Source organism: Streptomyces sp. NPDC001880, from assembly GCF_053594575.1.
On sequence record NZ_JBSFET010000035.1, the window covers coordinates 35053 to 60703 of the forward strand.

Sequence of the window (25651 nt, forward strand, 5' to 3'; positions counted from 1 at the left end):
TCCGAGCGGGCCGCAGCAGGCCCCGCGACGCCGAAGGGCCCACTACCGGGCGTTCTCAGTCCTCGATGCCTTCCGACGCGCGCTTCTCGCGCAGCTCCCTGATCGCGCGGCGGCGGGCGAGGCGGTGGGTGCGCCGGATCTGCGCCTCCTGGTAGCGCCGCTTGTCGCGCTCCGTCTCCGGTATCACCGGCGGTACGGGGCGCGGCTTGCCGTCCGCGTCGACCGCGGTGAACACCAGGTAGGCGCTGCCGACCTGCTGGGCGGGGGTGGATTCGTTCCAGCGCTCGGCCATGACCCGGACGCCGACCTCCATCGAGGAGCGGCCGGTCCAGTTCACCTGGGCGCGGACGTGCACGAGGTCACCGACGCGGACCGGCTCCAGGAAGACCATCTCGTCCATCGAGGCTGTCACGGCGGGGCCGCCGGAGTGCCGGCCGGCCACGGCGCCCGCCGCGTCGTCGACCAGTTTCATGATCACGCCACCGTGGACGGTGCCCAGCAGGTTGGTGTCGTTGCCGGTCATGATGTGGCTGAGGGTGGTCCGGGAAGCGGCGGTCGGCTTGCCCGGAATGTCGCCCTCCGGGCGCAGGGCCTGATCTGTCATACCGTCTACCTTATGCGGGGCCTTCCGCCCGGCCACAATGCATCAGCTTCGCAACAGCCCTGATGCGATTTCCCAGACCCCCTGTAATACCAGCACACCTGGCCTGCACACTGGTCCGCATGAACGATTGGCCCGAGGGATGGTCGGACGACAACCGCGGCGGCAACCGCTACGGGCAGGGCAGCGCCGGTGAGCGGCCCGAGGGCGCCCGCGTCATGCGGCACGTCCAGCGCCCTCCCGCCCCGCCCCAGTACCGTCCCGCCCCGCCCCGGCAGCGTCAGGGGGAGCCGCGGCAGTACGCCGGCGGCCATGACGACGCCGCGGCGTACGACAGCGGTTACAACACGGGCCAGGTCTACGGCGGCGGCCGGGGCAGCGGCCACGGCGGTGGTCAGGGGGGCGGCCAGGGCAGCAATTACACCCAGGGACGCCCGGCGCCCGACTGGCGCCGCCGGATCAAGATAGGCTCGCTGACCCTGGCGGTCGTGGTCCTCGGGGTCTCCATAGGCACGTACTTCTGGGCCGACTCCAAGCTCAAGCGCGAGGTGGACCTCTCCAAGGTCATCGAACGGCCGGAGAGCGGTGACGGCACCAACTACCTGATCGTCGGTTCCGACAGCCGCGAGGGCATGACGGCCGAGGACAAGAAGAAGCTCCACACGGGTTCCGCCGAAGGCAAGCGGACCGACTCGATGATGATCCTGCACGACGGATCCAACGGGCCGACGCTGATATCCCTGCCGCGCGACTCGAACGTCGAGATCCCCTCGTTCAAGGGCTCCGACTCGGGCAAGCTCTACCCGGGCCGAGGCCGCTTCACCAAGCTGAACGCCGCGTACGCCATGGACGGGCCCGAACTCCTGGTCCGTACCGTCGAGTTCAACACCGGACTGCACATCGACCACTACGTCGAGATCGGCTTCGGCGGCTTCGCCCAGATCGTGGACGCGATCGGCGGGGTGGAGATGGACATCCCCAAGGCCTTCAAGGACAAGAAGTCCGGCGCGGACTTCCAGGCCGGCAAGCAGACGCTGAACGGCGAGCAGTCCCTGGCCTTCGTCCGCACCCGGTACGCCTTCGCCGGCAGCGACCTGGACCGCACGAAGAACCAGCAGAAGTTCCTCGCCGCCCTGGCCAGCCAGACGGCCACGCCGTCCACGATCCTCAACCCGTTCAAGTTCTACCCGACGATGGGCGCCGGCCTGGACACCCTGATCGTGGACAAGGACATGTCGATCTGGTCCCTGGGCCAGATGTTCTTCGCCATGAAGGGCGTCACGGGCGGCGACGGCACCTCGATGAACATGCCGATCTCGGGCTCCACCGGCGGCAACCTGGTCTGGGACAAGGCCAAGGTCAAGCAGCTCGTCGAGCAGCTCAACAACGACGAGAAGGTAACCGTCACCGAGAACTGACAACGCTTCACAGCAGGGCCCCGACGGTTCGCCGTCCGGGCCCTGCTGCTCTTCGCTCATGTGGTCTTCTTCTTGCGCTCCTTCACCCGGAACCTTGTCAGTGGCGGCGCCTACAGTCGCACCCATGACTCAGGAGCCGCAGTCCCCGAACCTCATGCTCGACCTGGACGCGCTCACCGCGGCCGTCGGCGAGCAGCCCGACAGACAGGCGGCATGGGCTTTCATCCGTGCCTTCGCCCGCGACTGGAGCCAGCGCCCCCTCACCGGGACCGACGGCTACGCCCCCGCCGAACTCGACGCGGCACAGGCCCGGCTCGGCCTGCCCCTGCCCGCAGCGCTGCGCGAGGCCTACCAACTGCTCGGCCGACGAAAGGACCTGACCGACAATCAGGACGCGCTGCTCGCCCCGAAGGACCTCTACCTGGACAAGGACCGCGGCGTACTGGTCTTCCGCGTCGAGAACCAGTCCTGCGCCTACTGGGGCATACGCGTCACGGATCTCGACCAGGACGACCCACCGGTCGTGGTCCGCGCCGACCTCGTCGGGCCCACCGCCGACGACTGGGCCGCATGGCTGGGCCGGGTAAGCGTCGCGTTCGTCGAGATCGTTCTGTCCGAGGCCCTGTGCGCCGATGAGGACCTCATGGGATGGGTGACCCCCGACGACGGCGCCGGGCTGCCCGAGGACATCACCGCCACCTTCCAGCGCCTGCCGCTCCCGGAGTACCCGATCAGCCAGCGGCCGGGCTCACACTGGTACGCGCACGACGAGATCATCCTCCGCGACGACCACCAGACCGCGCTGTTCCGCGCCCGCACGGAAGCGGCCCTCGACCGCTTCGACGGGGAGGACGAGGAGGGCGAGGAGGGCTGACTGGAGTCGCCCTGCCCGGGGCCGGCGGCCGAGCGGGATCAGTGCCCGGCCGCGTAGGAGACGAAGCCCGCCCAGGCGTTGGGGCCGAAGGCGAGGCGTGGGCCTTGGGCGTTCTTGGAGTCCCGGACGCAGATCCCGCCAGGGGCGGGGGCTACCTCCACGCAGTCAGCTTCGCTGCTGTTACTGCTGTAGCTGCTCTTGCGCCACTCCAGCTCATGGCCGCCCCTGGCGGAGAGCTCGCAGTTCATGTTTCTCCCAGAAGTTGCTCGATGAAGGCCAACGACTCACGCGGAGTAAGAGCCTGGGCCCGGATCATGCCATACCGCAGCTCAAGGATTCGGAGCTGCTTCGGATCGGAGACCGCCCGACCGTTGAACGCCCCTTCCGAGCGCCCCATGGCCGTACCGTCCTTGAATTTCAGAACCTGCGTCTCCCCCTGCATTCCGGCGTGCTCCTCTCGGGCAGTTGGCATGACCTGGATCGCAACATTCCGCAACTGCCCGACCGACAGGAGGTGTTCGAGCTGCCGACGCAGAACCATTGTGCCCCCGAGCGGACGCCTCAGCGTCGTTTCCTCCTGCACAAAACTGAGCGCGGGAGCCGGGGCTCGCTCGAAGATCGCCTGCCTGGACATGCGACCCGCAACGGCCCGCTCGATCTCGTCCGGCTCGTACGGGGGCAGCCGCATCTCGAACAACGCCCGTGCGTACTCCGCCGTCTGAAGCAGCCCGTGCAAATTGTGATCCCCGTACGCCGACAGCTCGACGGCTCGCCCCTCCAGCTTCGCCAGGTCCCGGATCTTCTTCGGGTACCGGACCTCCGCCACGTCCTGCTTCATCGCCGCGATCTTCCCGCGCGCGCCGAGCACCTGGTCCGCCTTGTCCAGGAGCTCCGGGCGGGGGATGCGACGGCCGCCCTCCACCTTGTAGACGAGGTCCTCCCCGTACCCGATCGCGGCCCCGAATTCGCCGGCCCGTAGCCCCGCCGCCTCCCGCCACGCCTTGATCTGGCGGCCCACCGCCGCGACCACGGCCGCCCCCGACTCGTCATCGGGATCGACGTCCCAGCCCGGCTCGTCCGCCCCGGCGTCGCCGTTTTCCGTACCGGTCTCATCCACGCTCATCCGTGCCCCACTTCCGATGTGCATGCCGTCCCTGGCTCAACCCCTGGTCTCCCCGGTGCGTCACCCGGACAGCCGGGACAGCACTGGACAAGCACGGGACAATTACCGTACGCAAGGGGCTCGTTGCTGTTCACGGTACGCATGCGCGGCCACGCTGAGTGACGTGACCCGAGAAATCACCCGAACCGAACATTCCGCTCCCGTCCGGCAGTTCACCGTGCTGCTCTCCCCCACCCGCCGGGGCGCCAGGCTCGCCCGACTCCTGGCCACGGCGCATCTGGGCGACTGGGGGATCGCCTGCGAACCAGCCGCGCACGTCGTTGCCGAGCTGGCCGCCAATGCCGCCGTCCACGGCCGCGTACCGGGCCGGGACTTCCGACTCAGCCTCATCGCCCACCGCGACGAGCTCCTACGGATCGAGGTGACCGACACCCGGGCCGAGCAACTGCCCGTCGCCTCCGCCCCCGACCGGCACGCGGAGAGCGGGCGCGGTCTGCTGATCGTCGAGGCGCTCGCCGACCGCTGGGGCATCGATGTCGGACCCGTCCCGCACAAGACCGTCTGGGCCGAACTCGACCTCGCACCACGACCGTTCCACCGGGTCGCGGAAACCCACGACCCGGTGCACCACGTCCCCGCGTCCCACGACGCATAAAGCTTTAAAGGACCTGGGGAAATCACCCTCCCCACCCAAACCCGACCCCGCCCCACACTCGTCACTCACTCGGGTGACATGGGACAACTGGGCTGGATTTCGGGTGGGTTGGTCGGCATATGCTCGCCGCGACAACTCCAGACATGCGACGGCCCCCGACGAGATTCACAGTCTCAACCGGGGGCCTGACCACCGAGGAAGTTAGGCCCTTCCTGATGGATACCCCGCAGGTTACCGCGCCCCCGTGCGCCCCGTCCCCCGTACCCGGAGACACCACACCGTCATCCGGCGTCATCCACATCAACTTCCGGCATGCCGCGGGCTTCACCGTCATCGGCAACCACCTCGCCCAGCACCGCGGACTCTCCCTCGCAGCGATCGGACTCGCCGCCCACATCCAGTCGCTCCCCGCCGGAGCCAGGATCGGCATCAAACGCCTCGCCGAACGCTTCCCCGAAAGCGAGACCCGCATCGCCGCCGCCCTGCGCGAACTCGAAGCCCACGGCTACCTCCACCGCAGCCGCGTACGCCTCCCCGACGGCCGCATCATCACCCGCACCATCTCGTACAACCAGCCCGGCGCCACCGCCCACCCCGTGACAGCGCCCCGCCCCCGGACAGCCCCCAGCAAGCCGACTCCACGGACCGCACCGCCACCACACGCAACCACTCCCGAACCGCACCCCGTCCCAGCCCCCGCACCACCCCCGTCACCGACACCGCAGCCGCAGCCAGCCCCCGCCCTCGTACCGGCCCCCACCGCGCGCACCACACCACCACCACCGCTCCCCCAGCCACAGGAACTCACCCCGGAACTCCAGCACGCAGCCACCGCACTCCTCGCCGACCTGCGCCGCCACGCACCTCAACTCGTCCTCTCCGAGAACGACATCCACACCCTCACCCCCGGCGTCGCCACCTGGCTCGAACGCGACGCCCACCCCGACACCATCCGCCACACCCTCACCAACGACCTCCCGAACCCCCTGAAACACCCCGCCAAGCTCCTGCGCCACCGAATCACCGCACTCCTGCCACCACCACTGCCAGGAGCCCAGGACATCGCACCCGCACGCCCCGGCACCGTCGTCATCCCGCTCCAGAACTGCGACCACTGCGACCGCGCCTTCCGCTCCCGCCACCCCGGCCACTGCCGCGAATGCCGGACAGACCTCCGCACAGCCGCCTGACCGAAACACCACTCAACGCCCGAGCAATCGCCCCGAGGGCTTGGCCGAAGGGCTCCTGATCGTCCTCGAAGCACGCGGGATCGCCATCGCCGACGGGGTCCGCGAACAAATTGACACCTGCTACGAACTCCCGCTCCTACGCCAATGGATCACCCGCACAGTTGTTGAGGTTCACCACGGAGGAGCTGGATACGGCTGGTATCGATCGGAGCCCGGTTCCGCAAGAACGCACGGGCGTGGCCTGATACGAAACACCGGCCGAGGGTCGACTTTTGCCCGTATCGGTGGGCAGCCTGGGCGGCAGAGAACAAACTGGGTGATGAAAAAAGAAAGGCCGCCATATGCTCGCGATCGACCTGCGAGCATATGACGTCCCTGCATTATTTAATGTCGCCCGATGCCGCGGCCTAGTCGTAGAAAACGACTCCGTAACCACCCTCAGGGTTGTTCGTCGAGAGCATGAACTCCGCCTTCTTGTTGTCGCCGTCGACGTAGTCGCCGATGCTATTGAAGGTGAGACAGCCGCCCGAACTGGTCTTCGTCGCGACCTTCTTGGAACCGCTGGGGTCGTGCTCCCACAGGGTGTACGAGTGGGATCGCGACGTGGAGTCGACGCAGGCCATGAAATTACCACCGGACGAATAGACATAGCCGGTGAACCACTGGCCCAGGTTTACGTCACGGTACTTGAAAGTGCTCGATCCGACAGGATCCCAACCGGATGAAGCGTTCGCGGTACCCATTCCGGCAGCAACCGCCACCGAGGCAAAAAATGCCACGCCGATAACCTTGAGCTTCCCCATATTCACCCTCCAAAGTCCCGGTGATCTTGCAGTTGAGGACTGTAGCACGCACCACGACGGAGCCAATGGAATATATTTCCGGAATATGGAATTCCGGATTCTCGTGCAAGAGAACGCGTTCAAGGAGACCCCCCAAAAAAAAGGGGGCATAGTTGAGCAACGCGCCGGAACGAACCGCGGCTGCCAAGCGGACAGAGCACGTCACGGCCCCCGGCATGGCGCCGGGGGCCGTGACGTTGACGCAGTCGGGACGAAGTCGCTACGGGAGGTTCCTCGCCATGACGATCCGCTGCACCTGGTTCGTGCCCTCGTAGATCTGGGTGATCTTCGCGTCGCGCATCATCCGCTCCACCGGGTAGTCCCGCGTGTAGCCGTAGCCGCCGAGCAGCTGGACCGCGTCCGTGGTGATCTCCATGGCGACGTCGGAGGCGAAGCACTTGGCCGCGGCGCCGAAGAAGGTGAGGTCTCCGTCGACGCGCTCGGACTTGGCGGCGGCCGAGTAGGTGAGCTGGCGGGCCGCCTCCAGCTTCATGGCCATGTCGGCGAGCATGAACTGGACGCCCTGGAAGTCGGCGATCGGCTTGCCGAACTGCTTGCGCTCCTGGACGTAGCCCTTGGCGTAGTCGAGGGCGCCCTGGGCGATGCCGAGGGCCTGGGCCGCGATGGTGACGCGGGTGTGGTCCAGGGTCTTCATCGCGGTGGCGAAGCCGGTGCCCTCCTCGCCGATCATGCGGTCGGCGGGGATGCGGACGTTGTCGAAGTAGACCTCGCGGGTCGGGGAGCCCTTGATGCCGAGCTTCTTCTCCGGGGCGCCGAAGGAGACGCCCTCGTCCGACTTCTCGACGACGAAGGCGGAGATGCCCTTGGAGCGCTTGGTCGGGTCGGTGACGGCCATGACCGTGTAGTACTCGGAGACGCCCGCATTGGTGATCCAGCGCTTCACGCCGTTGAGCACCCAGAAGTCGCCGTCGCATACGGCCCGGGTCTTCATGCCGGCCGCGTCGGAACCCGCGTCGGGCTCGGAGAGGCAGTACGAGAACATGCCGTCGCCCTTGGCGAGGGGGCCCAGGTACTTCTTCTTCAGGCCCTCGGAGCCGGAGAGGATCACCGGGAGGGAGCCGAGCTTGTTCACGGCGGGGATGAGGGAGGAGGAGGCGCAGACACGGGCCACCTCCTCGATCACGATGACCGTGGCGAGGGCGTCGGCGCCCGCGCCTCCGTACTCCTCGGGTACGTGCACCGCGTGCAGGTCCGCCGCGGTCAGGGCGTCCAGCGCCTCCTGCGGGAAGCGCGCCTCCTCGTCGACCGCCGCCGCGTGCGGGGCGATCTTCGCCTCGGCGAGCGCACGCACCGTCTCCCGGAGCATCTCGTGCTCCTCGGCCGGACGGTACAGGTCGAAATCGGTGGAACCCGCCAAGACGCTCACTCCCCAAAGACGCTAACTACCGTTAAGTAACCCAATTTTAGAGCGCGGCTCCCGCGATGGCCTATGCAATGCCCGCGTGAGCTTCACGACAGGGGTGGGAGAAAGGTGGAGAAACAGGGCTGGAAGAAGGTGGTGAAAGGGGTGCGGGCAGGGGGAAAATCTGGGCTTCGGGGGCACGACTATGCTCGTTCACCGCACGTCTGTCCGCATCTCACAGGAGCACTTCATGGCCCTCAGGATCACTGTGATCGGCACCGGCTACCTCGGCGCCACCCACGCCGCGGCCATGGCCGAGCTGGGCTTCGAGGTGCTCGGCCTCGATGTCGTGCCCGAGAAGATCGAGATGCTGAGCGCCGGCCGGGTCCCGATGTACGAACCGGGGCTGGAGGAGCTGCTGAGCAAGCACGTCGAGGGCATCGCGGGGTCCACGGGACGGCTGCGGTTCACCACCTCCTGGGAGGAGGTGGCGGCCTTCGGCGATGTGCACTTCGTCTGTGTGAACACTCCGCAGAAGCACGGCGAGTACGCCTGCGACATGAGCTTCGTGGACTCCGCGTTCGAGTCGCTGGCCCCGCATCTGACCCGGCCGGCCCTGGTCGTAGGGAAGTCGACCGTCCCGGTGGGCTCGGCGGCCCGGCTCGCGGCGCGGCTGGCGGAGCTGGCACCGGCGGGCGCCGACGCGGAGCTGGCCTGGAACCCGGAGTTCCTGCGCGAGGGCTTCGCCGTGAACGACACCCTGCACCCGGACCGGATCGTCGTCGGGGTGGCGAGCGAGCGAGCCGAGAAGCTGCTGCGCGAGGTGTACGCGGCGCCGGTCGCCGAGGGGTCGCCGTTCGTGGTGACGGACTTCCCGACCGCCGAGCTGGTGAAGACCGCGGCCAACTCCTTCCTGGCCACGAAGATCTCGTTCATCAACGCCATGGCGGAGGTCTGCGAGGCCGCCGACGGCGATGTGAAGAAGCTGGCCGAGGCGATCGGGCACGACGAGCGGATCGGCTCGAAGTTCCTGCGGGCCGGGATCGGCTTCGGCGGCGGCTGTCTGCCGAAGGACATCCGGGCCTTCATGGCGCGCGCCGGCGAACTGGGCGCGGACCAGGCGCTGACCTTCCTCCGCGAGGTCGACTCGATCAACATGCGGCGCCGCGGCCACATGGTGGAGCTGGCCCGGGAAGCCGTGGGCGGCGATTCCTTCCTCGGCAAGCGGGTGGCGGTGCTGGGCGCGACGTTCAAGCCGGACTCGGACGACGTACGGGACTCGCCGGCGCTGAACGTGGCCGGGCAGATCCATCTGCAGGGCGGCCAGGTCACGGTCTTCGACCCCAAGGGCATCGACAACGCCCGGCGGCTCTTCCCGACCCTGGGTTACGCGGACACGGCGCTGGACGCGGTGCGCGGCGCCGATGTGGTGCTGCATCTGACGGAGTGGCGCGAGTTCCGCGAGCTGGACCCGGCGGCGCTCGGCGAGGTCGCGTCCCGCCGGATCATCCTGGACGGCCGCAACGCGCTCGACGGCGAGCTGTGGCGCGGGGCCGGCTGGACGTACCGGGCGATGGGCCGTCCGACGGCCTGAGCCGGAGAGAAAGACCCCAGGCCCTGGCCTGAGGGCTGTCCCGTAAGTGCCGTGGCTGTCGTCGCGTGCCCACCGGGGATTGCGGGACAGCCTCAGCCGCGCTTCGCGCGGTAGGTGCGCATTTTGGCGCGGGCGCCGCACACCGACATGGAGCACCATCGGCGGCGCCCCGCCGGGCTGCGGTCGTAGTAGGCCCAGCGGCAGTCCTCCGCCTCGCAGGCCTTGAGCCGGGCCCAGGTGCCCTCGGCCGCCGCGGTGGCGATGGCCGACGCGATGCGTGCGGTCAGCCCGGCCGGTTCGGTGGCGGGGCGCAGTGCGGCGGCGCCCGCCGCGTCCACGGTGACGCGCAGGGGCGCCTCGGCGAGGAGCCGGTCGAGCGTGGCCGCGGCGTCGTCCGGCGAGCGGTGGCCGGCGTGGGCGAGGCAGGCGGTACGGAGCGCCTCGCGCAGGGCGCGTGCGTCCGGGACCTCGGGTTCGGTGAGGCCGAAGGCGGCGCGTCCGTCCGCCGTGTCGAGAGTGTCCGCGCCCGTCTCGACGTCCAGCGTGTTGACCAGTGCCTCGATCAGCGCGAGCGCACCGGGCGCGGGTTCCTTCTCACTCATGACTGCGACCTCATGACTGCGACCTCACGATTGCGACCTCATGGTTGCGACGTTACTTCCTTTGCGGCAGCATGCAGTAACGGTTACCTGTTGAAGGCTTCTACGGGTAACCAACCGCATCCATCTGCCCGAGGAGGAATTGTCATGGCTGTCGCCACCCTGGGATCGGTAGTTCTGGACTGCCCCGACCCGGCCGCGCTCGCCGGTTTCTACGCAGGCCTGCTCGGCGGAGAGATCGTGCCCGACGGGGAGGACTGGGTGGAGCTGACCGGCATCGGGGGCACACTCCTCGCGTTCCAGGCCGCGCCCGGTTTCGTACCGCCGCGGTGGCCGAGCGCGGAGGCGTCGCAGCAGGTCCATCTGGATCTGACCGTGGCGGATCCGGACGCGGCGGAGAAGGAGGCGCTCGCGCTGGGCGCCACCGTGCTGGAGGCGGAGGACCGGGAGCGGAGCTTCCGGGTGTACGCGGACCCGGCGGGGCACCCGTTCTGCCTCTGCGCGGGGTAGTGGTTGACGTGTGGGGGCGCCCCGGGGGCCGCCCCCACACGTCAACGTCTTCAGACGGTCGCGCCGTCCAGCTGCTCGATCGTGGCGTGCGACGGGCCGCGGCGGGTGCGCAGCTCGCGCGCGACGCTCTCGGCGTCACGCAGCACCCGTACGGCGTTCTGCCAGGTGAGCTTGGCGAGATCGGCGGTGGACCAGCCGCGGCCGAGCAGCTCCGCGATCAGGTTCGGGTAGCCGGCGACGTCCTGGAGGCCGTCGGGGAGGAAGGCCGTTCCGTCGTAGTCGCCGCCGATGCCGATGTGGTCGACGCCGGCGACCTCGCGCATGTGGTCGAGATGGTCGGCGATGGTCGCCACGGTGGCCATCGGGCGCGGGTTGGCCGCCTCGAAGGCGGCGTGGATCTCCATCGCCTGCGCGGTGGTGTCGAGGTGGTGCAGGCCGTGCGCACGCAGGTTCTCGTCCGCGGCCCGGGTCCAGGCGACCGCCTCCGGCAGGACGAACTTCGGTACGAAGGTCGCCATGGCGATGCCGCCGTTGGCGGGAAGCCGGCCGAGGACGTCGTCCGGGACGTTGCGCGGGTGGTCGCAGATCGCCCGCGACGAGGAGTGCGAGAAGATCACCGGCGCCGTGGAGGTGTCGAGCGCGTCGCGCATCGTGCTGGCCGCCACATGGGAGAGGTCGACCAGCATGCCGGTGCGGTTCATCTCCCGTACGACCTCGTGGCCGAACGGCGAGAGGCCGCCGACGCCGGGCTCGTCGGTCGCCGAGTCCGCCCAGGCGATGTTGTCGTTGTGCGTGAGCGTCATGTAGCGGACGCCCAGGGTGTGCAGGGCGCGCAGGGTGCCCAGCGAGTTGTTGATGGAGTGGCCGCCCTCGGCGCCCATCAGGGAGGCGATGCGGCCCTCGGCGCGGGCCGCCTCCATGTCGTCGGCGGTCAGGGCGCGCCGCAGGTCGGCGGGGTAGCGGCCGATCAGCTCGGCGACCACGTCGATCTGTTCCAGGGTGGCGCTGACGGCTTCGTCGCCCGCCATGTCGGACTGTACGTAGACGGACCAGAACTGGGCGCCGACGCCGCCCGCGCGCAGCCGGGGGATGTCGGTGTGCAGATGGCCGGACTGGTCGGTGGCGATGTCGCGGGCGTCGAGGTCGTAGCCGACCTGTTCGCGCAGCGCCCACGGCAGGTCGTTGTGCCCGTCGACGACGGGGTACTCGGCGAGGAGTTCCCTCGCCCGCTCCAGCTGCGTCACTTTCGCCTACTTCCCGAAGCCGAAGGAGTCGGCGCCCTGGACCTTGCTGCGGAGCCGCTTGCCCTTCTCCGTCGCCTGGTCGTTCAGCTCCTGCTGGAACTCCCGCATCCGGGCCAGCAGCTCGCCGTCGTGGGCGGCGAGGATGCGGGCGGCGAGCAGGCCCGCGTTGCGCGCGCCGCCGACCGAGACGGTCGCGACCGGCACACCGGCGGGCATCTGCACGATGGAGAGAAGGCTGTCCATGCCGTCGAGGTACTTCAGCGGGACCGGCACACCGATGACGGGCAGCGGGGTGACGGAGGCGAGCATGCCGGGCAGGTGGGCGGCGCCGCCCGCGCCCGCGATGATCGCCTTGAGGCCGCGGTCCGCCGCCTGCTCGCCGTACGCGATCATCTCGTGCGGCATGCGGTGGGCGGAGACGACGTCGACCTCGTACGGGATCTCGAACTCGTCGAGGGCCTTGGCCGCCGCTTCCATGACGGGCCAGTCGGAGTCCGAGCCCATGACGATGCCGACAAGCGGTGCGGCAGTGGCGGGGGAAGTCATTCGGTGATCGTTCCTCGCAGGTAGTCGGCCGCGTGCCGGGCGCGCTCCCGCACGTCCGCCAGGTCGTCGCCGTAGGTGTTGACGTGTCCGACCTTGCGGCCGGGCTTCACGTCCTTGCCGTACATGTGGATCTTGAGCTGGGGGTCGCGGGCCATGCAGTGCAGATACGCCTGGTACATGTCCGGGAAGTCGCCGCCGAGGACATTGGACATGACCGTCCAGGTGGCGCGCGGGCGCGGGTCGCCGAGAGGCAGGTCGAGCACGGCGCGGACGTGGTTGGCGAACTGCGAGGTGATCGCGCCGTCCTGCGTCCAGTGACCGGAGTTGTGCGGGCGCATGGCCAGCTCGTTGACGAGGATGCGTCCGTCACGGGTCTCGAAGAGTTCGACCGCGAGGTGGCCGACGACATTGAGCTCGGAGGCGATGCGCAGAGCCAGCTGCTGGGCCTCGCCGGCGAGCCGCTCGTCCAGCTCGGGGGCCGGGGCGATCACCGTGTCGCAGACCCCGTCGACCTGGATCGACTCGACGACCGGGTAGGCGACGGCCTGGCCGTGCGGTGAGCGGACGATGTTGGCCGCCAGCTCCCGTACGAAGTCGACCTTCTCCTCCGCCAGGACCGCGACCCCGGCCCGGAAGGGCTCCGCCGCGTCCGCCTCGGAGCGGACCACCCAGACGCCCTTGCCGTCGTAACCGCCGCGGACCGTCTTGAGGACGACGGGGAAGCCCCCGGTCTCCTCGGCGAAGGCGGCGACATCGGCCGGGTCCTTCACGATGCGGTGGCGGGGGCAGGGCGCGCCGATCTCGGTGAGCTTCGCGCGCATCACCCCCTTGTCCTGGGCGTGCACCAGCGCGTCGGGTCCCGGGCGCACGGGGATGCCGTCCGCCTCCAGGGCCCGCAGGTGCTCGGTCGGTACGTGCTCGTGATCGAAGGTGATCACGTCACAGCCGCGCGCGAAGGCACGCAGCGTGTCCAGGTCGCGATAGTCGCCGACGACGACTTCGCTCACCACCTGGGCCGCCGAGTCCTGGGGGGTGTCACTGAGGAGCTTGAACTTGATGCCGAGGGGGATGCCCGCCTCGTGGGTCATTCGGGCGAGCTGACCGCCACCGACCATGCCGACTACCGGGAACGTCACTTCTCCAGGGTATCCGCCGCCCCGGGGCGCTCCCGACGACGCCCTCCGGCCGCCCGGTCCGGCAGCCGTGTCACAGCATCGCCACACCAGTCACTGCATCCACGGGCGGGGCGAGGACGGGCTGGTTAGCATGACCGGGTTGACGTTTCCGACAGACAGGCTGAGCGATCACCATGAGCGAACGGGGCGCACTACGGGCGCGGCTGGAGCTGCTTGCCCGGGAAGTCGCCAAGTTCGGTGCGGTCGGCGCGGTCGGCCTGGTGGTCAACATCTCGGTGTCCAACCTGCTCTGGCGCTACACGAGCATCCCGACGGTACGGGCCGGTCTGCTGGCCACCCTCGTCGCCGTCCTCGGCAACTACCTGGGCTTCCGCTACTGGACGTACCGGGACCGCGACAAGAGCGGACGGACCCGTGAGCTGACGCTGTTCCTGCTGTTCAGCGGGGCGGGCGCGGTCATCGAGACCGGTGTGCTGTACGTGGCGACGTACGGCTTCGGCTGGGACAGCCCGGTCCAGAGCAATGTCTTCAAGATCCTCGGGATCGGCATCGCGACCCTGTTCCGCTTCTGGTCCTACCGGACGTGGGTGTTCAAGGCGCTGCCCGTGGAGAAGCCCGCGCCGGCCGCCGAGAAGCCCGTGGCCGGTGGGGCCGAGAGGTTCCTGAAGCAGGGGGGCACGGAGCCGGTGCCGCAGGTAGGGGCGGATTCCGTACGGCGATAGCGGGCCTCCCCCGCCGCTCACCGCACCGGGCGTTCCGGTTCCTGCCTCTTCAGGGCCACCCGGCTGAGGAACAGGGCGAAGACCGCGGGCTGCTGCTGGAGCAGTTCGAGGCGGCCGCCGTCCGCTTCCGCGAGGTCCCTGGCCACCGCGAGGCCGATGCCGGTGGAGTTGCGGCCGCTGATCGTCCGCTCGAAGATCCGGGCGCCCAGATCGGGCTGAACCCCGGGGCCCTCGTCCGTGACCTCGATGACCGCCTGGTTGCCGGTGACCCGGGTGCGCAGCGCGACCGTGCCGCCCCCGTGCATCAGTGAGTTCTCGATCAGCGCGGCCAGCACCTGGGCGACCGCACCCGGTGTGCCGACGGCCCGCAGCCCCTGCTTGCCGGAGCGGACGATGGCGCGGCCCGCGCTCCGGTAGGCGGGACGCCACTCCTCGATCTGCTGCTTGACGACCTCGTCGAGATCGAAGACGACGGCGGAGCCGGTACGCGGATCACGGGCGTTGGTCAGCAGCCGCTCCACCACGTCGGTGAGCCGCTCGACCTGGGTGAGGGCGATGTTCGCCTCCTCCTTCACCGTGTCCGGGTCGTCGGTGGCCGAGATCTCCTCGATCCGCATGGAGAGCGCGGTGAGCGGCGTACGGAGCTGGTGGGAGGCGTCGGCGGCCAGCCTGCGTTCCGCGGTCAGCATCCGGGCGATCCGTTCGGCGGAGGCGTCCAGGACATCGGCGACCCGGTCCAGCTCCGGCACCCCGTACCGCTTGTGGCGCGGGCGCGGGTCGCCGGAGCCCAGGCGCTCGGCGGTCTCGGCCAGGTCGGTCAGCGGTGAGGTCAGCCTGTTGGCCTGGCGTACGGCCAGCAGCACGGCGGAGACGATGGCCAGCAGCGCCACCGCGCCGATGATCATCAGGGTGCGGCCGATCTCGCGGGTGACCGCGGAGCTGGACTCCTCGACGGTGACCTTCTCGCCGTGCTCCCCCTCGGCGGTGCCGCTGATCACATTGCCGGTGGGGCGCTTGCCGATTTCGAGCGGGGGGCGGCCAGGGATCTCGATCAGGGCGTAGCGCTTGCTGGTGAGCTGCTGGGAGAGCAGCGCCGAGGTGATCCGCTCGTCCTCCAGCAGCCGGCTCTCGACGGCGCTGATCAGCCGAAGCGCCTCGGAGTCGACGCTCTCCTGCGCGCTGTTGCTGATGGTGCGGGTCTCGACGATGACCAGGGAGACCCCGAAGACGGCGATCACCACGAGCACCACCGCGAGCGTGGAATTGATCAGTCTGCGGCGCATGAATGCTTCCGCACGTCAGCTCTTCCCAGCAGGTCGCCTCTTGCCAGCGGGTCGTCTCTTCCCGGCACGTCGCTCCCTCCTCGGAACGTCAGCTCTTCTCGAAGCGGAAGCCGACGCCCCGTACGGTCGCGATGTAGCGGGGGTTGGCGGCGTCGTCGCCGAGCTTCTTGCGGAGCCATGAGATGTGCATGTCGAGGGTCTTCGTCGACGACCACCAGGTGGTGTCCCAGACCTCTCGCATCAGCTGGTCGCGGGTGACGACCCGGCCGGCGTCGCGGACCAGGACCCGCAGCAGGTCGAACTCCTTGGCGGTGAGCTGGAGTTCCTCCTCGCCCATCCAGGCGCGGTGCGACTCGACGTCGATCCGGACGCCGTGCGTCGCGGGCTGGGGCGCGGGCTCGGTGGCGCCGCGGCGCAGCAGGGCGCGGACCCGGGCGAGCAGCTCGGCGAGGCGGAAGGGCTTGGTGACGTAGTCGTCGGCACCCGCGTCGAGGCCTACGACGGTGTCCACCTCGTCGGCGCGGGCGGTCAGCACCAGGATCGGCACGGTGTGACCCTCGGCACGGAGCCTGCGGGCAACTTCGAGGCCGTCCATCCCGGGCAGACCCAGGTCGAGCACGACCAGGTCGATTCCGCCCTGGAGGCCGGCGTCGAGTGCGGTCGGCCCGTCTTCGCGGACCTCGACCTCGTAACCCTCCCGACGCAGTGCGCGGGCCAGCGGCTCCGAGATGGATGCATCGTCCTCGGCGAGCAGTACACGGGTCATGCAGTGATGGTAGTCCGCGCGGAGTGGCTGCCGTGAGGTGATCCAAAAGCCCTGCGGGTCTGCGAGATAAACGAGTGGGCGCCTTTGAATATGGGAATTCGACCCCATCAGGACCTGTGATCCATCTCTCAAGTCCATTCATATCGGACTCTGTCGTGGCGTATGGTGGCTCGACGCCTGTTGCACCACTCAAGGACCTTTGGGCAGCTCTTAGCGCCAAGGGTCTCTTTTGTTGGCCGACTGGTACCCGCCAGTCATGGAATCAGTGAATGACCTGTGGCCGGGCCCGGAGCGTAAGGATGCGCACCGGGCGTGGATCCCGACACGGTCGCTCCCCGTCCCCTACCGCCGGCTCCCTAATAAATCCGGCGAGCGGGACGAATCCCCTCCCGGGCGTGAGGGGTGGGGCACGCCCGTGCCGGTGCCGGCCTCCCCCCACCGGGCGCACCACGCCGACAAGGCGTTGCGTCCCGAGCACACAAGGATCGACCATGGCGTCCAGCCTGACGAAGGACCCGGCCAGTACATCTGGATCCGCGAAGACCTTCTTCGGCCACCCCCGCGGCCTGGCCACTCTCTTCATGACCGAGATGTGGGAGCGCTTCAGCTTCTACGGCATGCGGGCCCTGCTTCCGCTTTACCTGGTCTCCAATTCCGGCCTGGACATGAACGCGGCCAAAGCCACCGCGATCTACTCCATCTATCTGGCGATGGTGTACCTGCTCGCCATGCCCGGCGGCTGGTTCGGCGACCGGGTCTGGGGGCCGCGCAAGACGGTCGCCATTTCGGCCGCGATCATCATGGCGGGCCATCTCACTCTGGCCCTGCCCAGCTCCGGCACCTTCTTCGCCGGTCTGGCACTGGTCGCACTCGGCTCAGGTCTGCTGAAGGCCAACCTCTCGACGATGGTCGGCCACCTCTACGACGGTCCGGAGGACCCGCGTCGCGACGGTGGCTTCACCATCTTCTACATGGGCATCAACCTCGGTGCCTTCGCCGCTCCGCTGATCATCGGCACGATCGGCGAGAAGGTGGACTGGCACCTCGGCTTCGCCCTCGCCGCGGCCGGCATGGCGTTCGGTCTGGCCCAGTTCCTCATCGGTACGCGCCACCTCAGCGCCCGCAGCAGCGTCGTCCCGATGCCGCTGTCGGCCGAGGAACGCCGTACGACCCTGCGCAAGGGTCTGCTGTGGCTGGTCGTCGCCGTCGTCTTCTACGGTGTGCTCGTCGCCACCGATGTGTACACGCTGAACTGGGCGCTCGTTCCGATCACCGTCGCCGGCCTGGTCATTCCGATCGCCGTACTGGTGCGGATCAAGCGCGACCGTGATCTCTCGCAGACCGAGCAGTCGAAGATGTCCGGCTACATCTGGTTCTTCGTCGCCGCAGCCATCTTCTGGATGATCTACGACCAGGGCGGCTCCACGTTGTCGCTCTTCGGTGAGTCCTCCACCACGAACAGCCTGTTCGGTATGGAGTTCCCGACTTCGTGGTACCAGTCGATCAACCCGGTCTTCATCATGGCGCTGGCCCCGGTCGTCGCCTGGATATGGCTGGCGCTGAACCGGCGCGGCAAGGAGCCCAGCACGGTCGTCAAGTTCGGCTCGGGTCTCTTCCTGGTCGGCGTCTCCTTCCTCGTCTTCATGCTGCCGCTGACCATGACGACGGACGGCGACAAGGTCAGCCCGATGTGGCTGGTGTCGATCTACTTCCTGCAGACCGTCGGCGAGCTCTGCCTCTCCCCGGTCGGCCTGTCGGTCACCACGAAGATGGCGCCGGCGAAGTACGGCAGCCAGATGATGGGTGTCTGGTTCCTCGCGGTCACCGCGGGCGACTGCACCACCAGCCTGCTGTCGCTGGCCGGTGTCGACCTGAACAAGACCGGGATCGTGGGTCTGGAGGCGACGCTCGCGATCGTCGCGGCGTTCTCGATCTGGATGTACCGCAAGAAGGTCAGCCAGCTCATGGGCGACGTGCGCTGACGCACTTGATGGACTGATGTGCCGATGCACTGATGCGTTGACGCGCCGCTGCGTTGATGCGCCGCTGCGTTGACGCACTGATCGCCTTCTGCCCGCACACAGGGGCCGCCGCACCGTCGACCGGTGCGGCGGCCCCTGTGCCGTGGTCACGCCTGTCGCGACCCCTGTGCCATTGCTACGGCTGTCGCGGCCCCTGTGCCGTGGTCACGGGAGCCGGTTCACCTGGTGCCGCGCAGCCTGCGCCACGGGGTGAAGGTGAACACGGCACCGCCGAGCAGGATCGCCGTGCCCGCGACCAGTCCGAGGGCGCGCAGGGTGCCGGTGTCCTCGGCCCCGGTGGCGGCCAGTCCGCCGCCGGAGGCCGTGCCGCCGGCCGCGGAGCCCGCGCCCGTGGAGCCGGAGGTGGCGGAGCCGGAGGCGCCGCCCTGCTGGGCGGTGGTGTCGAGCTCCAGCGACGGGGTCACCGAGCCCTTCACCTTGCACGGGATGTTGATCTTCGAGGCGCCCAGGGTGACGTCGATCGTCAGGGTGCCGGGGCTGAGCGTGGACTTGCCGGAGGCGCCGGGCCTGTAGGTGCCGGTCATGTCGGACAGGTCGACCGGCTTGCCCTGCTCCAGCGGTTCGGCGTTGGCCGGGCCGGTGACCTTCACCGAGCCCTTGTCGGCGCCGCCCAGGGTGATGTCCATCGACGGCTTGAGCGCGCCGGCCGGCAGCGCGGCCGGGCTGTCCATCACGCCCTTGGCCGTCTTGACCGTGAGGGCGTAGCTGCCGCCGCTCTTCTTGGCGTTGATCGTCACCTTGGAGGAGATGTCGGCCGGTCCCGGGGACGTACAGGCGAAGTGGACCGCGACCTCCTTGCCGGGGAAGTCGGTCTGTCCGCTGCCGCCACCGGAGCCCGAGGTCGAGGAGCCGGAGTCGCCGCCCGTCGTCGTACCGCCCGCGGTGGTGGAGCCCGAGGTCGAGCCGGAGGTCGTACCGCCGGCGGTGGTGGAGCCGGAGGTCGTACCGCCCGCGGTGGTCGAGCCGCTCGTCGTACCGCCCGTGGTGGTGGAGCCGCCGCCGTCCGTGACCTTGATGGTCACGCCCGGCTGGACGGTCTGTTTCGGGGTGCACTTGGTGTCCGTGGAGATCGGCTTGGAGACGTTGATGTTGTACGCATCCGGCGTCAGCGTGATCTCACCGGCCTTCTCCAGCTTCAGCGTGCCCTTCATGTCGGGCAGCACCATGGCGCTGTTCTTGGGGATCGGCGGGTTCTGCCGCGGCCCTTCCATCTTCACTGTGCCTGTGGCGGCGCCGCCCACCTTGAGCGTGCCGGTCGGCTTGACCGTGTCCTTGTCCAGATCGAGCACATCGGGGTTCTTGGAAGCGGCCTCGACCGTCTTCCACACCACCTCGACGGTGTCCCCGACCTTCGCCTCGGCGGGCGCGGTCAGCTGCACCCTGGTGGTCCCCTGCACGGCCGGCAGCCCCGAGATGGGCGGCGGAATGCACTCCGTGCTGTACGAGACGTCGGCGGCCTGGGCCGGACTCGCGGCCAGCACCAAGCCCGCGCCGCCGAGCATCATCGCGACTCCCGCCGCGACCGTCCTGCGTTGCGTACTCACGAATGTCCCTTCGTCGTCGGTCTGTTCTCTGACGGTGCGGAATCGGGTGTGAACCACGGCAGCGTGGCCGTGGTGGTGGACGGACCGTCGGCGGGCGGACCGCCGGTGGGCGCGACTCCGGTTCCGGCGGCGGTCCCCCGGGCGCGGCGGCGCTTCGGGGTTTTCGCGGCGGCGTCGGCCGGTCCCGGCGGGCGGCGGCGTCCGGCGCGGCCCGGGGCGCGCGAGGAGCGGGGCCGTACCTTGTCGACGATCGCCATGCCGATCCGGAACACGGCGGCCGGTACGACGAGGCACAGCAGGATCCAGAAGAGTGTGACGCCCCAGGGGCGGCCGACCCCCCACGGCTGTTCGGCCAGCACCTTGCCGCCGTACTTGAGCGAGACCTGGTAGTCGCCGTGGGCGCCCGCCGTCAGTTCGACCGGCAGCTCGATCTGCGCCTTGCGGCCGGAGGCGATGGTGCCTCGCCACTGCCGCTCCTCCCACTGCGGGGCGAAGACGCCGTGCGCGGTGCCGATTTCGAAGACCGGGTCCTTGACGGGGTCGGAGCCGAGGTTGCCCACGGTGAAGACCAGATTCCGGGCGGGCGGGGCGCCGAACCAGGTGAGGATCCCGCTGTCGCCCTCCAGCCGGGTGGTGGCGAGCACCGCGAGCCTGCCGCCCCCGGTCTCCTTCGGCAGCGCGGCGAGCGGGTGGTCCGCGACGACGAACACGGCGTCGGCGGTGGCCTGTTCGCCGGTGACGGTGGCGACATGCACCACGCAGGGGCAGGGCACGGGCGGTTCGGCGACCGGCGTCTTCTTGCGGAAGGCTCCCTTGGCGTCGGTCGTGACGGCCCTGCCCTCGGCGTTGGCGCAGGAGTTCGTCCCGCCGATCACACCGCGGTCCGGTGCGGAGCGCCCGCAGATCAGGATCATCAGCAGTGCCTTCGGGCGCCAGCCGCTTCCCTTCACGGTGATCTCGCCGCCCTTGCCCGCCTGCTGCTTGGAGAGGGTGACCCCGGGCTTCGCGTCTGCGGCCCTCACCACCGCCGCCTCGGCCCCGGTCGCGGGGAGCACCGGCGGGGCGGACAGCAGTGCTGCGAGCAGCGCGACGAACAGCGCGGCGGCCCACCGGTGATGGGCGCTGCGGGGTGCTGCCGGTCCGGCCTGTCCAGTCACGATTCCGCTCCCGCCTTCGCCAAGTGTCTGCTCCCGGAGTGCTGTAGGTCGCCCGGTGACCGTCCGGGCCGTTCGTCGTCGTCCGGCCGCCGGTCGCGCGCCCGCCTGCGCCGGAGGGCGTACGCGCCCGCGCCGGCGGCGCCCAGGACCAGCAGCACGCCGGCGGTCAGCGGTGCCCACGGGACGAAGACCGCGCGGGCCGTCGCCTCGCCGTGTGCGCCGCCCGCCGCCGTGACGCGCAGGCGTACGGTCGCCGAGTCGAGCGCGGGGACGTCCCGCCACGGCTCGGTGAGCCTGACGCGCTGTCCGGGCCGCACCCGCACCGGCAGGGTGCGGGCCTCACGTCGCAGCAGCGCCCCGAACACCCCGTCGGCGCGGACCGCGATCCGCGGCGCGAGAACCGCGTTGCCCCGGTTGACCAGCGTGTAGTGGATGGCCCGCCCGGACACCGTGACGTCCTCGACGGTGAGCGCGGCCAGCGTCGGCCCGCCGACCCGCAGCCGGACCCGTACGTCCACCGAGCGGTCACCGCCGCGCACGACGATCGCGCCGGAGTGGTCGCCGGGCGTCGCACCGGCCGGCACCGTGACGGTGAACGGCACATCGGCCCGGGTGCGGGCCGGGACGGTCACCTCGCCGGCGGCGGTCCGCAGCCAGCGCCCGGTCCCGGTGGCGCCGTTGCCCCCGGCACCGTCGGCGCCACTCAGCCGTACGGTGACCGGGGACCGGCCCGGGTTGGTGACGGAGAGCCGGTCCTGCAGCACGGTGCCGGGCGGGCCCTCCAGATAGAAGTACGGTCTGCCACCCGTGCCGGAGCCGCTCACCGCGGGCCGTGCCGTCCACCCAGTGGCGCCCGGGTGCGACGCGGGCCCCGTCGCGGCGGCGGTCACCGGTGTCATGGCGAGGGCGCACAGCAGTACGGCAAGGGCGAGTCGGGCGGCGTGACCGGTCGGCGACGGCATGGGCTGCTCCCTGGTGCGTGACGGCGGCGGCTGGGTCCGGCAACGCCTATCGGCTCACGGCCCCCTGCCCGCGCCTGGTCAGCCAGAGCACCCCGGCCGCACCGGCCAGCAGCACCGTGCCGCCCAGCGTGCCGAGTGCCACGGCCGAGTCGAGCGGGCCGGTCTTCGGCAGCTGCCCGCCGCCGTCGTCCGGGGTGGTCTGCGGTTTGCCCGCGGCCGTCACATCGAGCTGGAGCGACGGTCCCGGGTTGTTGGAGGGGGTGCATGTCGTGGTCGTACCGAGCGCCTTGATGGTGAGCACCCCGGCGGTGAAGTCGACCTTGCCGCTCTTCTTCGGGGTGTACGTACCCGACAGGTCACTGATCTTGATGGGGGTGTTGGCGGGTATCGCGGCGGAGTTCGGCGGGCCGGAGACCTGGACCTGGCCCGGGTCGGCGCCGCCCACCCGGATGACCGCGCTGGGGCTCATCGCACCCTTGCCCAGCTCGACGGGGCTGGAGGAGACGCCCTTCTGGAAGGACATCGTGAGCCGGTAACCGCCGCCGCTCTTGACGCTCTTGATGTCGATGGGAGACACGGCGCTCTTGTCTCCGATCGGGGTCTTGCACTTGTAGTCGACGTCCACGACCGTGGCGTGGGCGGCGGGCGCGGCCATCAGCACCACCGTGCCCGCCAGCGCGGACGCCAGCGCGAGAGCTGTTCGCTTCTGGTAGGACACCTGAGTCCCCCTCATGCCGGAAGTCGCCGCACGCGCCGGTGCTGACCGACGCAAGTTACTGACGACACATCAGATCGGGCGCTCAAGGTACGCCCGGCGCCTTGTGGAGGGAAGACAAAGAGCGCGCCGATCCGGCGCGCTCTTCGGTGGTGCAAACGGCGGGGGCGGTACGCCCCGGGTCGTCCCTCCGCCTACGCGGGGGCGGCCAGCTCCGCCCAGACGGTCTTCCCGGACCGGCCGGGCACCCGCAGGACGCCCCAGTCCAGGCAGAGCCGCTGCACGATGAACATGCCGTGTCCGCCGGGCCGCCCGGCCCGGTGCGGAGTGCGCGGCGCGGGCTGCCCCGCGCCCGAATCGACGACCTCCACCCGCAGCACCTTCGCCGTGCAGGCGATACGCATCCGATCGGGGCCGTCGGCGTGCAGGCAGGCGTTGGTGACCAGCTCGGAGACGACCAGCAGGACGTCCTCGGCGGCGGCCCGGCCGTCGGCGCTCGTCGCGGGGAGCCAGCCCCATTCGTGAAGCGCCTGGCGGGCGAAGTCGCGGGCGGTCGGCACGACGCCGGCGACACCCCGCAGTGACAGGGTGCGCCACTGCCACTCGGCCGGCTCGGAGGAGGGCGCGCCGGTGCCCGCGTCCACGCCGGCGCCCTGCGGCTCCCCGCCGAGGTCGCCCGGCGGATGCTGCCGGGTGGTGCTCATCAGCGCTTCACCTCACCGATTCACCATGTCGCCATCGAACAGTTACGGATATCAAGCAGTTACGGATACAGCGTGCGCGGGTCGCCCGTGGCCCCGCCGGATGTCTTCTGCCCGGCCGAATCGTGACAACACCCGCTTCATCCGCGCGGATCGCGTGACACGGGCAACACCTGGGGTGCCCGGGGCCGCGACACGCGCCGCGGTCACGTGTCCAAGGCCGCTTCGAGGGAGTCGTGGACGGTGAAGACCGCCTCCGCCCCGGTGATCTCGAAGACCCTCGCCACCACCGGCAGCATGCCGGCCAAATGGACCCCTCCCCCGGCCGCTTCCGCCTTCAGGCGGGCACCGAGCAGCACATTGAGCCCGGTGGAATCACAGAATTCGAGGCCCGAGCAGTCGACCACCAGGCGCACTCGGCCCTGCTCGACCGCGCGCTCCAGCGGCTCCCGCAGGAGATCCGCCGTGTGGTGGTCCAGCTCACCCACCGGCTTCACGACCTCGCTGCGCCCTTCGGTCCGGACCTCGACCTGAAGCCGACCCCGGTTCGCATTGCCGACCGTCCCGCGGTCCATGCCCGTCCCTCTTCGCCGTTCGTCACTGCCTGCGCCTCAGCGTGCGCAGATGCGTATGTGCTGTCTCTGACGTTCTTGAAACAGTACGCGGTCTGTGCGCCACGCGATACCCAAAGACCTCAACAAACCGGACATATAGCGCCATTTGGCGCTTGTAACTGCCCGTCCGGAGCGGGTAAGGGTAGGGGGACACCCAAAACACGACCGGCTTCGGAGGCGCCGCTTCACCGCAGGAACACGTATGGGCATCGGCAGCCATATGCCGAGAACGATGGAGGAGACCATGTCGCCCCGGCTCGACGGACCGCGTCCCCACACCGCGACGTCAGCATGTCCTCAGGGACTGACCCACTCAGACTCCCCTGCCGCGACCGCCGAAGACGGCACCCGCAGCAGCACCGGTACCACCAGCAGCACCGGTACCAGCACCATCAGCACCAGTGACACCGGCCACATCGGTGGCCACGACCGCATCGGCGCCGACGACCACGGCACGAGTGACGGTCTCGAAGGACTTCCCGAGATCCCGCCCTTCGACGAGGTGGGACCCTTGGACGCCAGGGCGTTGTCGAAGACGCTCTTCGCACGGCTCGAATCCCTCGAAGAGGGCACTCACGAGTACGCGTACGTACGCAATACGCTCGTCGAACTGAACCTGGCGCTGGTCAGGTTCGCCGCCTCCCGGTTCCGCTCCCGCAGCGAGCCGATGGAGGACATCGTCCAGGTCGGCACCATCGGCCTGATCAAGGCGATCGACCGTTTCGAGCTCAGTCGCGGCGTGGAGTTCCCCACGTTCGCGATGCCGACCATCGTCGGCGAGATCAAGCGCTTCTTCCGCGACACCAGTTGGTCGGTGCGCGTCCCGCGCCGACTGCAGGAGCTGCGGCTCGACCTGGCCAAGGCGGGCGACGAGCTCGCCCAGCGACTGGACCGATCGCCCACCGTGGGCGAGCTCGCCGACCGCCTCGGCATCACCCACGACGAGGTCGTCGAGGGCATGGCCGCGAGCAACGCGTACACCGCGAGCTCGCTGGATGCCAAGCCCGAGGAGGACGAGAGCGAGGGAGCGCTGGCGGATCGCATCGGCTACGAGGACCACGGACTCGAAGGCATCGAGTACGTCGAGTCCCTGAAGCCGCTGATCGCCTCGTTGTCACGCCGGGACCGGAGGATCCTCTCGCTCCGGTTCGTCGCCAACATGACACAGTCGGAGATCGGTGAGGAGCTGGGCATCTCCCAGATGCATGTGTCGCGGCTGCTCTCCCGGACGCTGATCAAGCTGCGCAAGGGCCTGATGCTGGAGGAGTGAACGGGCAGGCGCCGAAACGGCACGGAAGGACCCGCACCGGCAACGGTGCGGGTCCTTCCGCATGTTTGACGCCGCGTCACGGGCTCGGCCGCCCCGGGCGGGCGCAGTGGGTCCACGCGGCGCCGGGCGGGCACAGTGGGCCCACGCCGCGCCGTTTGGGCGCCGTGGTTTGCCCAGGGG

26 protein-coding genes are annotated in these 25651 nt (G+C 69.6%); 9 read left to right on the forward strand and 17 right to left on the reverse strand.

The features are described from left to right. Positions 1-55 precede the first annotated feature (55 nt). Positions 56-604: an acyl-CoA thioesterase gene (locus tag ACWCQ6_RS20200; protein WP_451090989.1), complete on the reverse strand. Its 549-nt coding sequence runs from the start codon at positions 602-604 to the stop codon at positions 56-58. A 119-nt stretch (positions 605-723) separates the two neighbouring features. Between ACWCQ6_RS20200 and ACWCQ6_RS20205 the strand changes: the two genes are divergently transcribed. Beyond that, the gene (locus ACWCQ6_RS20205; protein WP_451090991.1) at positions 724-2019 is read left to right on the forward strand and encodes an LCP family protein; all 1296 of its coding nucleotides are present in this window, start codon (positions 724-726) and stop codon (positions 2017-2019) included. Positions 2020-2143: 124 nt separating this feature from the next. Further along, positions 2144-2893 (forward strand): SMI1/KNR4 family protein, encoded by a 750-nt coding sequence (locus tag ACWCQ6_RS20210; RefSeq protein ID WP_451090993.1) that lies wholly within the window; start codon positions 2144-2146, stop codon positions 2891-2893. 38 nt (positions 2894-2931) lie between these two features. On the opposite strand, the gene ACWCQ6_RS20215 is transcribed toward ACWCQ6_RS20210, so the two are convergent. Continuing rightward, positions 2932-3141: a DUF397 domain-containing protein gene (locus ACWCQ6_RS20215; protein WP_451090995.1), complete on the reverse strand. Its 210-nt coding sequence runs from the start codon at positions 3139-3141 to the stop codon at positions 2932-2934. Beyond that, positions 3138-4016 (reverse strand): helix-turn-helix domain-containing protein, encoded by an 879-nt coding sequence (locus tag ACWCQ6_RS20220; RefSeq protein ID WP_451090997.1) that lies wholly within the window; start codon positions 4014-4016, stop codon positions 3138-3140. Before ACWCQ6_RS20220 ends, ACWCQ6_RS20215 begins: the two co-directional genes overlap by 4 nt. Before the next feature lie 163 nt (positions 4017-4179). On the opposite strand from ACWCQ6_RS20220, the gene ACWCQ6_RS20225 reads away from it, so the two are divergent. Further along, positions 4180-4671 carry an ATP-binding protein gene (locus tag ACWCQ6_RS20225; RefSeq protein ID WP_451090999.1) on the forward strand — a complete coding sequence of 164 codons (492 nt, stop codon included), beginning with the start codon at positions 4180-4182 and terminating at the stop codon, positions 4669-4671. A 215-nt stretch (positions 4672-4886) separates the two neighbouring features. Then, the gene (locus ACWCQ6_RS20230) at positions 4887-5861 is read left to right on the forward strand and encodes a helix-turn-helix domain-containing protein (protein WP_451091001.1); all 975 of its coding nucleotides are present in this window, start codon (positions 4887-4889) and stop codon (positions 5859-5861) included. A 407-nt stretch (positions 5862-6268) separates the two neighbouring features. Here ACWCQ6_RS20230 and ACWCQ6_RS20235 read toward each other — a convergent pair whose 3' ends face one another. Both ACWCQ6_RS20235 and ACWCQ6_RS20240 read right to left on the reverse strand, forming a co-directional pair. After that, complete coding sequence (locus ACWCQ6_RS20235; protein ID WP_451091003.1) at positions 6269-6664, reverse strand: hypothetical protein; 396 nt, start codon at positions 6662-6664, stop codon at positions 6269-6271. A 259-nt stretch (positions 6665-6923) separates the two neighbouring features. Beyond that, positions 6924-8081 carry an acyl-CoA dehydrogenase family protein gene (locus tag ACWCQ6_RS20240; protein ID WP_451091005.1) on the reverse strand — a complete coding sequence of 386 codons (1158 nt, stop codon included), beginning with the start codon at positions 8079-8081 and terminating at the stop codon, positions 6924-6926. Between the two features lie 235 nt (positions 8082-8316). On the opposite strand from ACWCQ6_RS20240, the gene ACWCQ6_RS20245 reads away from it, so the two are divergent. Beyond that, positions 8317-9660: a UDP-glucose dehydrogenase family protein gene (locus tag ACWCQ6_RS20245; protein ID WP_451091007.1), complete on the forward strand. Its 1344-nt coding sequence runs from the start codon at positions 8317-8319 to the stop codon at positions 9658-9660. A gap of 92 nt (positions 9661-9752) precedes the next feature. On the opposite strand, the gene ACWCQ6_RS20250 is transcribed toward ACWCQ6_RS20245, so the two are convergent. Next, positions 9753-10262, reverse strand: coding sequence for a CGNR zinc finger domain-containing protein (locus ACWCQ6_RS20250; RefSeq protein WP_451091009.1), 510 nt, complete (start codon positions 10260-10262; stop codon positions 9753-9755). A gap of 144 nt (positions 10263-10406) precedes the next feature. On the opposite strand from ACWCQ6_RS20250, the gene ACWCQ6_RS20255 reads away from it, so the two are divergent. Then, positions 10407-10769: a VOC family protein gene (locus ACWCQ6_RS20255; RefSeq protein WP_451091011.1), complete on the forward strand. Its 363-nt coding sequence runs from the start codon at positions 10407-10409 to the stop codon at positions 10767-10769. Positions 10770-10819: 50 nt separating this feature from the next. Here ACWCQ6_RS20255 and ACWCQ6_RS20260 read toward each other — a convergent pair whose 3' ends face one another. Genes ACWCQ6_RS20260 through ACWCQ6_RS20270 form a run of 3 tightly spaced genes read right to left on the reverse strand, consistent with a single transcriptional unit; the run spans position 10820 to position 13695 of the window. Then, positions 10820-12013: a dipeptidase gene (locus tag ACWCQ6_RS20260; protein ID WP_451091013.1), complete on the reverse strand. Its 1194-nt coding sequence runs from the start codon at positions 12011-12013 to the stop codon at positions 10820-10822. Between the two features lie 6 nt (positions 12014-12019). Next, the gene (gene purE, locus ACWCQ6_RS20265; RefSeq protein ID WP_451091015.1) at positions 12020-12559 is read right to left on the reverse strand and encodes a 5-(carboxyamino)imidazole ribonucleotide mutase; all 540 of its coding nucleotides are present in this window, start codon (positions 12557-12559) and stop codon (positions 12020-12022) included. Then, complete coding sequence (locus ACWCQ6_RS20270) at positions 12556-13695, reverse strand: 5-(carboxyamino)imidazole ribonucleotide synthase (protein ID WP_451091017.1); 1140 nt, start codon at positions 13693-13695, stop codon at positions 12556-12558. Before ACWCQ6_RS20270 ends, purE begins: the two co-directional genes overlap by 4 nt. A 173-nt stretch (positions 13696-13868) precedes the next feature. Here ACWCQ6_RS20270 and ACWCQ6_RS20275 point away from each other — a divergent pair, with 173 nt between their 5' ends. After that, positions 13869-14417, forward strand: coding sequence for a GtrA family protein (locus ACWCQ6_RS20275; protein WP_451091019.1), 549 nt, complete (start codon positions 13869-13871; stop codon positions 14415-14417). A 17-nt stretch (positions 14418-14434) separates the two neighbouring features. On the opposite strand, the gene ACWCQ6_RS20280 is transcribed toward ACWCQ6_RS20275, so the two are convergent. Next, complete coding sequence (locus tag ACWCQ6_RS20280) at positions 14435-15700, reverse strand: ATP-binding protein (protein ID WP_451091021.1); 1266 nt, start codon at positions 15698-15700, stop codon at positions 14435-14437. A gap of 88 nt (positions 15701-15788) precedes the next feature. Further along, positions 15789-16466, reverse strand: a complete 678-nt coding sequence (locus tag ACWCQ6_RS20285; RefSeq protein WP_072488330.1) for a response regulator transcription factor — start codon at positions 16464-16466, stop codon at positions 15789-15791. 491 nt (positions 16467-16957) lie between these two features. Between ACWCQ6_RS20285 and ACWCQ6_RS20290 the strand changes: the two genes are divergently transcribed. Further along, on the forward strand, positions 16958-18448 hold the full coding sequence (locus ACWCQ6_RS20290; RefSeq protein ID WP_451091023.1) for a peptide MFS transporter: 1491 nt from the start codon (positions 16958-16960) through the stop codon (positions 18446-18448). Between the two features lie 218 nt (positions 18449-18666). Here ACWCQ6_RS20290 and ACWCQ6_RS20295 read toward each other — a convergent pair whose 3' ends face one another. From ACWCQ6_RS20295 to ACWCQ6_RS20320, 6 genes are all read right to left on the reverse strand, one after another. After that, the gene (locus ACWCQ6_RS20295; protein ID WP_451091041.1) at positions 18667-20010 is read right to left on the reverse strand and encodes a hypothetical protein; all 1344 of its coding nucleotides are present in this window, start codon (positions 20008-20010) and stop codon (positions 18667-18669) included. Positions 20011-20048: 38 nt separating this feature from the next. Continuing rightward, positions 20049-21209 carry a hypothetical protein gene (locus ACWCQ6_RS20300; protein ID WP_451091025.1) on the reverse strand — a complete coding sequence of 387 codons (1161 nt, stop codon included), beginning with the start codon at positions 21207-21209 and terminating at the stop codon, positions 20049-20051. After that, positions 21206-22171 (reverse strand): COG1470 family protein, encoded by a 966-nt coding sequence (locus ACWCQ6_RS20305; RefSeq protein WP_451091027.1) that lies wholly within the window; start codon positions 22169-22171, stop codon positions 21206-21208. Before ACWCQ6_RS20305 ends, ACWCQ6_RS20300 begins: the two co-directional genes overlap by 4 nt. A gap of 46 nt (positions 22172-22217) precedes the next feature. Continuing rightward, a complete protein-coding gene (locus ACWCQ6_RS20310; RefSeq protein ID WP_451091043.1) occupies positions 22218-22889 on the reverse strand; it encodes a peptidase in 672 nt (223 codons plus the stop codon). 191 nt (positions 22890-23080) lie between these two features. Further along, a complete protein-coding gene (locus ACWCQ6_RS20315; RefSeq protein ID WP_451091029.1) occupies positions 23081-23590 on the reverse strand; it encodes an ATP-binding protein in 510 nt (169 codons plus the stop codon). Between the two features lie 203 nt (positions 23591-23793). Then, complete coding sequence (locus ACWCQ6_RS20320) at positions 23794-24162, reverse strand: STAS domain-containing protein (protein WP_451091031.1); 369 nt, start codon at positions 24160-24162, stop codon at positions 23794-23796. 283 nt (positions 24163-24445) lie between these two features. Between ACWCQ6_RS20320 and ACWCQ6_RS20325 the strand changes: the two genes are divergently transcribed. After that, positions 24446-25471, forward strand: a complete 1026-nt coding sequence (locus ACWCQ6_RS20325; protein WP_451091045.1) for an RNA polymerase sigma factor SigF — start codon at positions 24446-24448, stop codon at positions 25469-25471. The last annotated feature ends 180 nt before the right edge of the window (positions 25472-25651 follow it).